Source organism: Hoeflea sp. AS60 (assembly GCF_038900115.1).
Taxonomy (GTDB): Bacteria; Pseudomonadota; Alphaproteobacteria; order Rhizobiales; family Rhizobiaceae; genus Hoeflea.
Genome location: NZ_JBBMQP010000001.1, coordinates 2,134,422 through 2,146,400, shown reverse-complemented (window position 1 = coordinate 2,146,400; position 11,979 = coordinate 2,134,422). Strand labels below are relative to the sequence as shown.

Sequence of the window (11,979 nt, the reverse complement as noted above, 5' to 3'; positions counted from 1 at the left end):
ACCATGCGTATGATTTCACTCTTGATGGCGGCTGCCGCATGCGCTGTCGCATCCCCCGCAATGGCTGAACAAAAGGCGCTGGTCGCCGAGTGTACCGGCAGTGGTGCGCGGTTCTTCCTTTCGGATCTGACCATCACCGAGGCATCGGTATCAGCCGGCACCAATGTGCCGTCGAGCTCTGACGGCGTCCTGATCGTCGGTGTCGGTGAAAGGCCCTACTGGTCTTTCGCGGCGCGCAAACAGATCGACAAGGATTGTGGTGGAGATGGCCAGGACGAGATTGAGCTTTTTCCAGGCGGGTTGCAGCCGCGCGACGGCAACTGGCGCACGACGGTTAAAGCGGCACGCGCGCAAGGCTGCCCGCAGATGCTTGCAAGTGCGATTGCAGCAAAGACCGAGGCGCCGCAGACCACAACCAGGCGCATCAATTTCCCCAAACCATTTGACCCAAACGAGCTGCCACGGGATTTCAATCCCGGCCACAGCTGGAGCGCTGCAGGCGACAATCGCTGGACCGCCTCGATCTTCAACCAGGGCATCGATTTTGGAGCCGGAGGCAGTCAGAAAACCAGCGTCAATTTGACCATGGAGCTGATCTCGGAGACCGAAATCCGAAACTCCGGTTCGGTCAAGATATCGCTGCCTGCCATTGCCCAGAAGACGCTGAACATTTCCGGCGACTGCCGCGTCATCACCGATTCCGTTTCAACCTGGATCGGCGACTGAGGCAGACGCGATAGCTGCTTTGACCGCAACAGCTTCGCCAAATCGAATATCGACCTCCGCTATCGGTTTTTCCGATATCGCAATTCTGATAAAAGTGTTTGCGGAGTCACAGAGGCCGTATCACTCTCGGTTCCTGACGCTGGTCGCCATTTTGGCGGCCACCAACGGTGGGAGCCCAGGCACATGAAAAAGATCTTGAATACATGCACGGCTATGGCAATGGCGCTTTCGGTGATGGCGCCAGGATTTGCCTCAGCCGAAATGATGACGGAAGTCGGGGCCGGCGAAGGCCAGGTCAACATCGTTGCCTGGGCCGGATACATCGAGCGCGGCGAAACCGACAAGACATTTGACTGGGTCACCAAGTTCGAGGAAGCCACCGGCTGCAAGGTCAACGTCAAGACCGCCAATACATCCGACGAGATGGTGGCGCTGATGAACGAAGGCGGCTTCGACCTTGTCACCGCGTCTGGCGACGCGTCGTTGCGTTTGATCGCCGGCAAACGGGTCCAGCCGATCAACACTGATCTCATTCCATCCTGGTCGACGGTCGATGACCGCCTCAAGGATGCCCCCTGGCACACTGTCGACGGCGTTCATTACGGCACTCCCTACATGTGGGGCCCGAATGTGCTGATGTACAACGCCGAAGCCTTCAAGGACGCCGCTCCCACATCATGGAACGTGGTGTTCGAGGAAATGGACCTGCCGGACGGCAAGACCAACAAGGGCCGGGTCCAGGCCTATGACGGCCCGATCCACATTGCAGACGCCGCACAGTACCTGATGTTCCACAAGCCGGAACTCGGAATCAAGAGCCCTTACGAGCTCAATGAAGACCAGTACAAGGAAGCGCTCGACCTGCTGCGCGTGCAGCGGACGCTTGTGGGCCGCTACTGGCATGATGCCTTCATCCAGATCGACGATTTCAAGAACGAAGGCGTTGTGGCGTCCGGCTCATGGCCGTTCCAGGTCAACCTGCTTCAGGCCGACAAGGTGCCGGTCAAGTCCGTCATTCCGCAGGAAGGTGCGACCGGCTGGGCCGACACCACGATGATGCACTCCGAGGCCGCCAATCCGAACTGCGCCTACAAGTGGATGGAGCATTCGCTGGCTTCCAACCTGCAGTCCGATCTCTCGGTCTGGTTTGGCGCCAACCCGTCCGTCCCTGCCGCCTGCACAGACGGTCGCGGCATGCAGACAGCCGAGGGCTGCACCGCAAATGGTCTGGATGATTTCGAGAAGATCAGCTTCTGGACCACTCCGGTTTCGAAATGCGAAAGCCAGGGTGAGTGCGTTCCCTACTATCGCTGGGTCTCGGATTACATCGGCGTCATTGGCGGCCGCTAAGCCAGTCTGACGTATAGAACCACCATTCCCTCCCCTTTTTGTGCGGGGAGGGAGTGCAGTGCCCCGCTCAATTATCGTGAAGTACTCTTGCCGGGACTGGTTGCCCTTTGCAGGGCAGATCAGGACTGATCTGGATTTGCCATGTCGTATGCTGTCTCATTCCAACAGGTCTCCCGCCACTTCGGGACTGTTCGCGCTGTCGACGCCGTCGATCTGGAGATCGAACCGGGCGAATTTTTCGCCATGCTTGGTCCTTCGGGATCGGGCAAGACGACCTGCCTGCGGCTGATTGCCGGATTCGAACAACCGACTGCCGGGCACATCGAAATCTTTGGCGAGACAGCGGAAGGCGTTCCGCCCTACCGGCGCAACGTCAACACCGTGTTTCAGGACTATGCGCTGTTTCCGCATCTCAATGTCCTCGACAACGTGGCTTACGGACAGATGATCCGCGGCGTTGGCAGGGCGGAACGTGCGCGTGACGCCGAAGCAGCTCTCGAGATGGTCAAGCTGCCCGGTTACGGCGCGCGCAAACCGGGACAGCTCTCCGGCGGCCAGCGACAACGCGTGGCGCTTGCCCGGGCTCTGGTCAACAAGCCCAAAGTGCTGCTGCTCGACGAGCCGCTCGGCGCACTTGATCTCAAGCTGCGCGAGCAGATGCAGGAAGAATTGAAAGTCTTGCAGAAGGCGCTGGGGATCACCTTCGTCTTCGTCACCCATGATCAGAGCGAAGCACTTTCGATGGCGGACCGGATCGCGGTCTTCAATGAGGGCCGGATCATGCAGACCGGCACGCCTGAAGAAATCTACCGTCGCCCGAAAACCCGTTTCGTGGCCGATTTTGTCGGCTCTTCCAACGTGCTCCCACCTCACATCACCACTCAGCTTGGCGGCCCGGCCGAATGGGCGAGCCTGAGGCCGGAGGACATCCGTCTCGGCGCAGAAGGCGGCCATGAGGCCCAAGTCACCGGCACGAGTTTCCTTGGCAGCGCCACTCGCGTGACGCTGGATGTGGCGGGCGAAAAACTCAACGTTCTGCTGCCGTCCGGTTCCGCTGTGCCCGAACAGGGCGCACGCGTCCATTTTTCATGGAAACCGCAAGACCTGCACCTGATGGGTACGAACGTATGAGCACCGCGACCGTTCAGTCAGGCGCCATTCTGGCCGGACGTGGCGGCATTGGCGGGGCGATGTCAGATGCCTTCTGGCGCAATCCGAAACTGCTGTTGTTCCTGATGCTGACGCCGCCGCTTCTCTGGCTCGGGGTAATCTATCTCGGGAGCCTGTTTGCGCTGCTGCTGCAGAGCTTTTTCTCGATCGATGAATTCTCCGGCATGGTGGTGCGTGAATTCACGCTGAAGACCTATGGCGAACTGCTGCGTCCCTCCAATCTCGACATCATTGTCCGCACCGTCACCATGGCGGGATTGGTAACAATCGCTTCGGCGATCATTGCCTTTCCGATCGCCTATTTCGCGGCACGCTATGCCCGCGGGCGCTGGAAGGCCGTGTTCTATCTCGGGGTGATGCTGCCTCTGTGGTCGAGCTATCTGGTCAAGGTCTATGCCTGGAAGCTGATCCTGGCCAAGGAAGGCATCCTCAGCTGGGTGTTCGAGAGACTTCACCTGACGTTTCTGATTGACGGCTGGCTCGCCCTGCCGGTGGTCGGCGGCAACTCGCTTTCGGTCAGCCCGACCGGAACATTCCTGGTGTTCGTCTATGTCTGGCTGCCGTTCATGATCCTGCCGGTGCAGGCAGCTCTTGAGCGGGTGCCCGGCAATCTCCTGGAGGCTTCCGCAGACCTCGGGGCTTCACCGAGCCAGACCTTCCGCAATGTGCTGCTTCCGCTGGCGCTGCCGGGCGTCATTGCCGGTTCGATCTTCACCTTTTCGCTGACACTGGGCGATTACATCATTCCGCAGATCATCGGCACGTCGCACCTGTTCATCGGCATGGCGGTCTACGCGCACCAGGGAACGGCGGGCAACATTCCGCTCGCAGCAGCTTTCACCGTGGTGCCGGTGGTGATCATGGGGATCTATCTCTGGCTTGCCAAACGTGCGGGAGCCTTCAATGCGCTCTGACAAGCAAAATCGCACCCCGATGGGGCTGAAGATAGCTGCAGGCGTGGGCCTCGCCTTCCTGCATCTGCCGCTTCTGTTGATCTTCCTCTATGCGTTTACCACCGAGGAAAAGAGCTACCAGTTCCCGCCTCCCGGCCTGACGCTCAAATGGTTCGCCGTGACCTGGAACCGGCCCGATGTCTGGGAGGCGCTTGGGCTGTCGGTCCGCGTCGCTTCGATTTCGACCGTGATCGCGCTGACGCTCGGAACGCTCTGCGCCGCGGCGATCTCGCAGACCAAGTTCTTCGGGCGCGAGGCGATCTCGCTGCTGGTCATCCTGCCGATCGCCCTGCCCGGCATCATCACCGGCATTTCGCTGCGCTCGGCCTTCAACCTTGCCGAGATCCCGTTTTCGTTCTGGACCATCGTTCTAGGCCACGCCACCTTCTGCGTGGTCGTGGTCTACAACAACGCGGTGGCGCGGTTCAGGCGAATGTCGGGATCGCTGATCGAGGCTTCGATGGATCTTGGTGCCGACGGGTTCCAGACCTTCCGCCATGTCATTCTGCCCAACATCGGCACGGCGTTGCTGGCGGGTGGCATGCTGGCGTTCGCGCTGTCGTTTGACGAGGTGATCGTCACCACCTTTACCGCCGGCCAGCAGGCCACACTGCCGATCTGGATGCTTGAAGAACTGGTCAGGCCGCGCCAGCGCCCGGTCACCAATGTTGTGGCGATGGTCGTCGTGATCGTCACCTTCCTGCCCATCCTTGCCGCCTATTACCTCACCCGGGACGGAGACCAGATCTCCGGACAGGGCAAATAACTCACGGGAGAAACGCCATGGACACCCAAATGCTGATCGGCAATCGCTTCGAGGCCGGGACGGAAGCGGAAGAAAAGATCTTCAATCCGCGCACCGGCGAGACCATTCTCAATCTTCCTGAGGCCTCCTCGATCCAGATTGAAGCCGCGGTCAATGCCGCCGAGAAGGCGTTTGCCAGCTGGTCGCGCACCACACCTGCGCAACGCTCGGCCTATCTGCTGAAGATTGCCGACCGGATCGAGGCGGAAGCCGATGGCTTCGCAGCGCTTGAAGCGCTCAATTGCGGCAAGCCGATCAATTCGGTCAGGAATGACGAGATCCCGGCGATCGTCGACTGCTACCGGTTTTTCGCCGGTGCAGTGCGATGCATGCCTGGCCAGGCCGCCGGCGAATACATGGAAGGTCACACGTCGATGGTGCGTCGCGATCCCGTTGGCATCATCGCCTCGATCGCGCCGTGGAACTATCCGTTGATGATGATGGCGTGGAAGCTGGCCCCGGCAATCGGCGGGGGCAACACGGTGGTGTTCAAGCCTTCCGAGCAGACTCCCCTGACAGCCTTGAAATTCGCCAAGATCCTTGCCGACATCCTGCCCGAAGGCGTCGTCAACGTCATTCTCGGCCGTGGCGAAAGCGTTGGCAATGCGCTGATCAATCACCCCAAGATCAGCATGGTCTCTATCACCGGCGACGTTGCCACCGGCAAGAAAGTGCTGCAGGCGGCAGCCAAATCGGTCAAGCGCACACATCTGGAACTCGGCGGCAAGGCGCCGGTCATCGTGTTCGACGACGCCGATCTTGATGCCGTGGTCGATGGGCTTCGGGCTTTTGGCTACTACAATGCCGGACAGGACTGCACCGCGGCCTGCCGGATCTACGCCGGCCCAAAGATCTACGACAAACTCGTCGCCAGTCTTTCGAGCGCAGTGTCGACCATCAAGTACGACCAGAGCGACGATGCCGAGAACGAGATCGGACCGCTGATCTCCAAACGGCAGCGGGACCGGGTCGCGAGCTTCGTTGAACGCGCATCCGAAATGAAGCACATCGAAATCACCACTGGCGGCAAGCCGGGCGACGGAAATGGTTTTTACTACCAGCCGACCTTGATCGCGGGCGCCCTGCAATCAGACGAAATCGTCCAGCGCGAGGTGTTTGGTCCCGTCGTGTCCGTCACCCGCTTCACAGAGGCTGAGGATGCTGTCACGTGGGCCAATGATTCAGAATATGGCCTCGCATCGTCGGTCTGGACCAAGGACATCTCCAAGGCAATGAATTGCGCTGCGCGGCTGCAATATGGCTGCACCTGGATCAACACCCATTTCATGCTGGTCAACGAGATGCCGCATGGCGGCATCAAGCAGTCGGGCTATGGCAAGGACATGTCGCTTTACGCCCTTGAGGATTATACTGCGGTCCGGCATGTAATGATTGCCCACGGCTAACTGGACTTACATCCAACTCCGGGGCGGACTTGACCGTCCCGGAACGATGCTGCAAAGCCGCTGGTTTGTGGCCGACAATCGGGGCCACCTAAAACCGGAGACTGTCATGGCGCAACCGCATTTTGTCATCACCATTGCCTGTGCTGATCAGCCGGGCATCGTCGCAGCCATCACCACCGAGCTTGCCGCGATCGGCGCCAATATCGCTGAATCGAGCCAGTTCTGGGATCGCCAGAGCAACCGGTTTTTCATGCGGATTGCCATCGAAACGCCGGACGGTGTCGATGCCGAGGCCGTCAAGCGCGCGCTCAAGGCGCCTATGGCGCGTTTTGAATTGCGGCTTGAAATCAACGACGTTGCCAAGCGTCCCAAGATCATCATCATGGTGTCGAAATTCGACCACGCAATGCTGCATCTGATCTACCAGATCCGTGTCGGCTGGCTGGACGCGGAAGTGGTTGGCATCGTCTCCAATCATGAGGACAGCCGCCGTACCGCCGAAATCGAAGGCATTCCCTTCCATTACTGGCCGGTGACCAAAGACACCAAGAAAGAACAGGAAGAGCAGCTGCTCGATCTGGCCACCAAGAGCGGCGCTGACTTGGTGATCCTGGCGCGCTACATGCAGGTGCTGTCAGACAACCTGTCGCGCCGCCTCTTCGGCAAGGTGATCAATATTCACCACTCGTTCCTGCCAAGCTTCAAGGGCGCCAAGCCCTACCACCAGGCGCATGAGCGCGGTGTAAAGCTGATCGGTGCGACCGCCCACTACGTGACCGCCGATCTCGATGAAGGGCCGATCATCGAACAGGAAACCGAGCGCGTGACCCACACCATGACCGCAGATGATTTCGTTGCAGCAGGCCGCGACATCGAAGCCCGCGTTCTGGCACGTGCGGTGAAAATGCATCTTGAATCGCGCGTCATGCTCAATGGCCACAAGACAGTGGTGTTCGGATAATCGCCTATGAACTGGGATGACATCAGGGTTTTTCTTGCTGTCGCCCGGTCCGGACAGATCCTGGCTGCGGCCCGGCGCCTGGGCATCAACCATGCCACCGCCGCAAGACGGATCACATCACTCGAGACGGCGCTTGGCGCGCAACTAGTCGTCCGCCGCACCAATGGCTGCGGGCTGACCGGTGAAGGTGAGGCCTTCCTCACTCACGCTGAGCGCATGGAAGCGGAGATGCTGGCGGCTCAGGCCAATCTCGGGCGCACCGACAGTGCCATATCCGGCACGGTGCGGATAGGCGCGCCGGACGGCTTCGGCGTTTCGTTTCTGGCGCCAAGGCTCGGCGCGCTGATTGGCCGACATCCCGACCTGAGGCTGCAACTGGTGCCGGTGCCACGCAGCTTTTCGCTGCCGCAACGCGAAGCCGACATTGCCATCACGGTCGAACGGCCGGTGGAAGGTCGTCTGGTGGCGCGCAAGCTGGTTGACTACTCACTGTCGCTTTACGCCTCACGCTCCTATCTGGGTGAGCACGGCACGCCCAAGACAGCGGATGATCTCAAGCAGCATCGTCTGATCAGTTATGTCGAAGATCTCATCTTCTCGCCATCGCTGCAGTTCACCCGTGAGATCCTGCGCAACTGGACGGCGCAATTCGAGATATCAAGCGCCACCGGACAGACGGAAGCCGTGCGCTCGGGCGCAGGTATTGCGGTGTTGCATGATTATATCGCTTGTCTCGACCCTGAACTCGTCCGCGTGCTGCCGGAGCATCAGATTGGGCGATCCTACTATATCGTCTATCATGAATCAGCGCGCGATCTCGCGCGGGTGCGCACCGTGGCTGACTACATCTCGGCCATTGCGCAGGACCACAAGGCGACTTTCTTTCCAGAGCAGAAATGACGCTGCTCATCGCCGGACACGTCCGGCGGGAGAGGCAATTGCCAAGCCTCGGCTGAGGCTGCATTAGCGGATCGCTTCACCTGAAATGCAAAACGCCTGCCGGGCAGAACCCGACAGGCGCTTTTAGTTCGTCGTGGCGTCTGAACCGGTGCTTGGGAGGAGGATCCCGGCTCTTATCGCCCCGACTATTGCCAATCCGAACTGGGAGGAGGAGGTGTTCGGCTTGGCGTTGAACAATATATGGATGAGTTTATGCTGCATTGCAATAGGAAAAACCGAAAAAATTGATCGCCTGATAAACTTAATTAACTCTTTGTAATACAGCGCTTTTTAGACATATCCTTGATACCCGCCTTTGCCGAGGCAAATGAATTATATGGCAGCGCAACAAAAAACCGGGGCCTAAGGCCCCGGCTCATGGACTGTTCAGGCGATTTGAACCGCTCCCGGTCCGGGTATCCCCGACGGCGGGCATTTGGCGGCGACGATCATGCCGAGCAGATCGTCCTCCGATACGTCGGAAACCTTGACGGTTCCGACCAGCTGACCGTTCTTCATGACATTGGCGCGGTCGCACAGAGCCTTGACCTGGTGAATGTCGTGGTCGATCAGCAGGATGCCGATGCCTTCCGATTTCAGCTGATCGATCAGTTCGGCGACCATCTTCGTCTCCTGCACGCCAAGTGCTGCGGTGGGCTCATCCATGATCAGGATCTTGGCGTTGAAATAGACCGCACGGGCAATGGCGACCGATTGCCGCTGACCGCCTGAAAGCCCCTTCACAGGCGTGTGGAAACGCCGGAAATTCGGGTTCAGGCGATTCATGATCTTGCGCGTCTCCGCCTCCATCAAGGCATCGTCGACAAAGCCAAGGGGCGTAGTCAGTTCACGCCCCAGAAACAGGTTCGACGCGGCATCCAGATTGTCGGCAAGCGCCAGGTACTGATAGATCGTCTCAATCTGCAGGTTGCGCGCGTCGCGCGGGTTTTGAATCTCTTCCTTCTTGCCATTGATGAATATCTCACCGCCATCGCGTGGTAAGGCGCCCGACAGCATTTTCATCAACACGGATTTGCCAGCGCCATTGTGACCCAGAACGCCGACGACTTCGCCCGGATAGAGATCGATGCTGACATGATCGACAGCATTGATACCGCCGAACGACTTGCGCATGTCGCGCATTTCAACGAGAGGCGTAGTCATGTCTTGTCTCCCGTGCGGCGGCGGTAGAGGATGTCAATAAAGACGGCGAGAACCAGCACAATGCCCACGACTATGTTCTGGTAGGGCGCGTCAACGCCGACCATGGCCATGCCCGATTGCAGGCTCTGCATGATCAGCGCGCCCAGGATGGCGCCGTAGATGGTGCCCAAACCACCAGACAGCGCCGTGCCGCCGATCACCGCCGCCGCAATGACGCGCAATTCGTCGAGCGTGCCGATGTCATTGGAGTGGAAGGTGAGCCGCGACGAGGCGACGACTGCGGAGATGGCGCACAGCGCGCCCATGATGGCAAAAATCTTGACGGTCAACAGACGGGTGTTGATGCCTGCCAGTTCCGCCGCTTCGGGATTGCCGCCGGTGGCGAAAATATACCGACCAAGCCTGGTGCGCCTGGCGATAATCGTCATCACAAAGGCGATCAGGATCAGCACCAGAACCGAAATCGGCAATCCGTAGCCCTGAACAAGGCCCTCGGGCATCACTTCTCCGCGCTCTTCGAACAACCGCTGCAATCGTCCTGTGGGGATCTCATAGGCGTTGAGGACCGCAACGAAACCAACAATCGCCGCCGCAATGATGCCGCCCATGAAGAATTCGGCCCAGACAGGCTTGACCGGGAAATCGTGCAGTATCTTGTTTCGGCGCGACTGGATCAACGCATAAAACGCCGCCAGAATCGCGAGGCCGGCAAAGATCCAGCTCCAGGTCTCACCCAGGGTGCCGTTGATACCGCCAAAAAGCTGAAAATTCTCGTCGAGCGGGCCGATCGTCTGGCCCGAGGTAAGGTGCCAGGCGACGTTGCGCCACACCAGGAAGCCACCCAAAGTGACAATGAAGGCGGGAATCGCCAGATAGCCAATCAGCCAGCCCTGCAAGGCGCCGATCACCAGGCCGGTTGCCACGCCGACCAGAATCGCAAGCGGCATGGTCAGCGGATGGTTGAGACCCAATCCCAGCCATTCCGGCGTGACCACGGTCTGCATCATTGCCATCATCGCCGAACAGGTCGCCAGCAGCGACCCGACCGAAAGGTCGATGTGGCGGGTGACGATCACGAACACCATGCCCGTCGCCATGATCGCCACCGAGGCGGTCTGGATCGTCAGGTTGAAGATGTTGCGCGGCGTCATGAAACGCCCGTCGGTGAGAAAATTGAAAATCAGGCAGATGACGACGAAGGCGCCGATCATGCCGATAAGGCGGGTGTCAATTTCGAGCGCGGCGAAGAACTTGCGCGGCTTCGCCGGCGTACTCGCTGCTGAGGTGGTGTCGGTCATGGCCGTATCCGGGTAAAGAGCATCAATACGTCCCCATCCCGAAGGATGGGAACGCTACTTGCACAATCAGTAACAGAGCGTGGAGCTTAGTTACAGGGAGCGGGGCCGCCGGAAACGCCCTGGCACAGGGCTTCCTTGCTGATCCAGCCAGCATCGACGACCGTGGCAAGATTGTCCTTGGTGATCGGAACCGGAGCAAGGAACAGGGCCGTCATCTTAGTGCCGGAAGGCGAAGTCCATTCCTGGGCGCCCTCGATGTCGGCCATCGCCGTGCCGTCTGCGAGCTTGGCGGCGATTTCGCCGGCATTCTTGCCGAGTTCACGGGCGTCCTTCCAGACGCTGACGGTCTGGGTGCCACTGGCGACGCGGTTGAGCGCGGCGTGGTCGCCGTCCTGGCCGGAGACCGGGATGCCCTGCATGCCCTGCGCGGTCAGCGCAGCGACGGCGCCGCCGGCTGTGCCGTCATTGGAGGCAACCACGGCATCGACCTTGTTGTCGTTGGCCGTCAGGATCTGCTCCATGTTGCGCTGGGCGTTGGCGGGAAGCCAGCCGTCTGTATAGGCCTCGTCAACGATGGTGATGTCGCCGGCATCGATGGCGGACTGCAGAACTTCCTGCTGGCCACCACGAAGGAAATCGGCGTTGGGATCGGTTGGCGAGCCCTTGATCATCACGTAATTGCCCTTGGGGGCGGCGGCCAGAACGGCGCGCGCCTGCATGCGGCCGACCTCGACATTGTCGAAGGTCAGGTAGAATGCGCGGCTGTCCTCGATCAGGCGGTCATAGGCGATGACTGCAATGCCTTCGTCAGCGGCTGCAGTCACGGCAGGAATAATCGCCTGGGTGTCCTGGGCGAGAATGATGAGCGCGTCGACGCCTTGCGCCATCAGGCTTTCCACATCGGACAGCTGCTTGGCGGCAGACGATTGCGCATCGGTCGACACATAGGTGTCGCCAGCGGCCTCGATCGATTCCTTCATCGCGGCTTCATCGGTCTTCCAGCGCTCTTCCTGGAAATTCGACCAAGAAACGCCGATGGTCTTGCCTTCAGCCAGTGCGGCTCCGGCCATTCCAGCTGTCAAGACGACGCCAGCAACGAGCGTGCTGAGTAACTTTTTCATGTAATCCTCCCGGGTGCATACCAAATGCAAAATTTACTAACATGCTGGCAATCAGCAGCCAGACATGTCTCTGAGACTTATTAATT

11 protein-coding genes are annotated in these 11,979 nt (G+C 59.6%); 8 read left to right on the top strand and 3 right to left on the bottom strand.

Going from position 1 to position 11,979, the window contains the following annotated elements; translation table 11 throughout:
• Positions 1-3 precede the first annotated feature (3 nt).
• The 8 genes from WNZ14_RS09875 (at position 4) to WNZ14_RS09840 (ending at position 8,271) form a co-directional block, all read left to right on the top strand.
• Positions 4-726, top strand: coding sequence for a hypothetical protein (locus WNZ14_RS09875; RefSeq protein ID WP_342868391.1), 723 nt, complete (start codon positions 4-6; stop codon positions 724-726).
• 183 nt (positions 727-909) lie between these two features.
• Positions 910-2,076 (top strand): ABC transporter substrate-binding protein, encoded by a 1,167-nt coding sequence (locus WNZ14_RS09870; RefSeq protein ID WP_342868390.1) that lies wholly within the window; start codon positions 910-912, stop codon positions 2,074-2,076.
• Positions 2,077-2,217: 141 nt separating this feature from the next.
• Entirely contained in the window at positions 2,218-3,207 is a 990-nt protein-coding gene (locus WNZ14_RS09865) for an ABC transporter ATP-binding protein (RefSeq protein WP_342868389.1), read from the top strand.
• A complete protein-coding gene (locus WNZ14_RS09860; protein WP_342868388.1) occupies positions 3,204-4,160 on the top strand; it encodes an ABC transporter permease in 957 nt (318 codons plus the stop codon). Before WNZ14_RS09865 ends, WNZ14_RS09860 begins: the two co-directional genes overlap by 4 nt.
• Positions 4,150-4,965, top strand: a complete 816-nt coding sequence (locus tag WNZ14_RS09855) for an ABC transporter permease (protein WP_342868387.1) — start codon at positions 4,150-4,152, stop codon at positions 4,963-4,965. Before WNZ14_RS09860 ends, WNZ14_RS09855 begins: the two co-directional genes overlap by 11 nt.
• Positions 4,966-4,982: 17 nt before the next feature.
• The gene (locus WNZ14_RS09850) at positions 4,983-6,410 is read left to right on the top strand and encodes a gamma-aminobutyraldehyde dehydrogenase (RefSeq protein ID WP_342868386.1); all 1,428 of its coding nucleotides are present in this window, start codon (positions 4,983-4,985) and stop codon (positions 6,408-6,410) included.
• 106 nt (positions 6,411-6,516) lie between these two features.
• Positions 6,517-7,371 carry a formyltetrahydrofolate deformylase gene (gene purU / locus WNZ14_RS09845; RefSeq protein WP_342868385.1) on the top strand — a complete coding sequence of 285 codons (855 nt, stop codon included), beginning with the start codon at positions 6,517-6,519 and terminating at the stop codon, positions 7,369-7,371.
• Between the two features lie 6 nt (positions 7,372-7,377).
• Positions 7,378-8,271 carry a LysR family transcriptional regulator gene (locus WNZ14_RS09840; protein WP_342868384.1) on the top strand — a complete coding sequence of 298 codons (894 nt, stop codon included), beginning with the start codon at positions 7,378-7,380 and terminating at the stop codon, positions 8,269-8,271.
• 426 nt (positions 8,272-8,697) lie between these two features.
• On the opposite strand, the gene WNZ14_RS09835 is transcribed toward WNZ14_RS09840, so the two are convergent.
• The 3 genes from WNZ14_RS09835 to xylF form a co-directional block, all read right to left on the bottom strand.
• Positions 8,698-9,474: an ATP-binding cassette domain-containing protein gene (locus tag WNZ14_RS09835; protein WP_342868383.1), complete on the bottom strand. Its 777-nt coding sequence runs from the start codon at positions 9,472-9,474 to the stop codon at positions 8,698-8,700.
• The gene (locus WNZ14_RS09830; RefSeq protein ID WP_342868382.1) at positions 9,471-10,772 is read right to left on the bottom strand and encodes a sugar ABC transporter permease; all 1,302 of its coding nucleotides are present in this window, start codon (positions 10,770-10,772) and stop codon (positions 9,471-9,473) included. The genes WNZ14_RS09835 and WNZ14_RS09830 overlap by 4 nt, the downstream gene beginning before the upstream one ends.
• An 86-nt stretch (positions 10,773-10,858) precedes the next feature.
• The gene (gene xylF / locus WNZ14_RS09825) at positions 10,859-11,893 is read right to left on the bottom strand and encodes a D-xylose ABC transporter substrate-binding protein (RefSeq protein ID WP_342868381.1); all 1,035 of its coding nucleotides are present in this window, start codon (positions 11,891-11,893) and stop codon (positions 10,859-10,861) included.
• Positions 11,894-11,979: the final 86 nt, after the last annotated feature.

Coding starts and splice junctions, on each gene's coding strand:
- WNZ14_RS09835 (WP_342868383.1), bottom strand. CDS start 9,474: ATGACTACGCCTCTCGTTGAAATGCGCGACATGCGCAAGTCGTTCGGC.
- WNZ14_RS09855 (WP_342868387.1), top strand. CDS start 4,150: ATGCGCTCTGACAAGCAAAATCGCACCCCGATGGGGCTGAAGATAGCT.
- WNZ14_RS09840 (WP_342868384.1), top strand. CDS start 7,378: ATGAACTGGGATGACATCAGGGTTTTTCTTGCTGTCGCCCGGTCCGGA.
- WNZ14_RS09865 (WP_342868389.1), top strand. CDS start 2,218: ATGTCGTATGCTGTCTCATTCCAACAGGTCTCCCGCCACTTCGGGACT.
- purU (WP_342868385.1), top strand. CDS start 6,517: ATGGCGCAACCGCATTTTGTCATCACCATTGCCTGTGCTGATCAGCCG.
- WNZ14_RS09830 (WP_342868382.1), bottom strand. CDS start 10,772: ATGACCGACACCACCTCAGCAGCGAGTACGCCGGCGAAGCCGCGCAAG.
- WNZ14_RS09875 (WP_342868391.1), top strand. CDS start 4: ATGCGTATGATTTCACTCTTGATGGCGGCTGCCGCATGCGCTGTCGCA.
- WNZ14_RS09870 (WP_342868390.1), top strand. CDS start 910: ATGAAAAAGATCTTGAATACATGCACGGCTATGGCAATGGCGCTTTCG.
- WNZ14_RS09860 (WP_342868388.1), top strand. CDS start 3,204: ATGAGCACCGCGACCGTTCAGTCAGGCGCCATTCTGGCCGGACGTGGC.
- WNZ14_RS09850 (WP_342868386.1), top strand. CDS start 4,983: ATGGACACCCAAATGCTGATCGGCAATCGCTTCGAGGCCGGGACGGAA.
- xylF (WP_342868381.1), bottom strand. CDS start 11,893: ATGAAAAAGTTACTCAGCACGCTCGTTGCTGGCGTCGTCTTGACAGCT.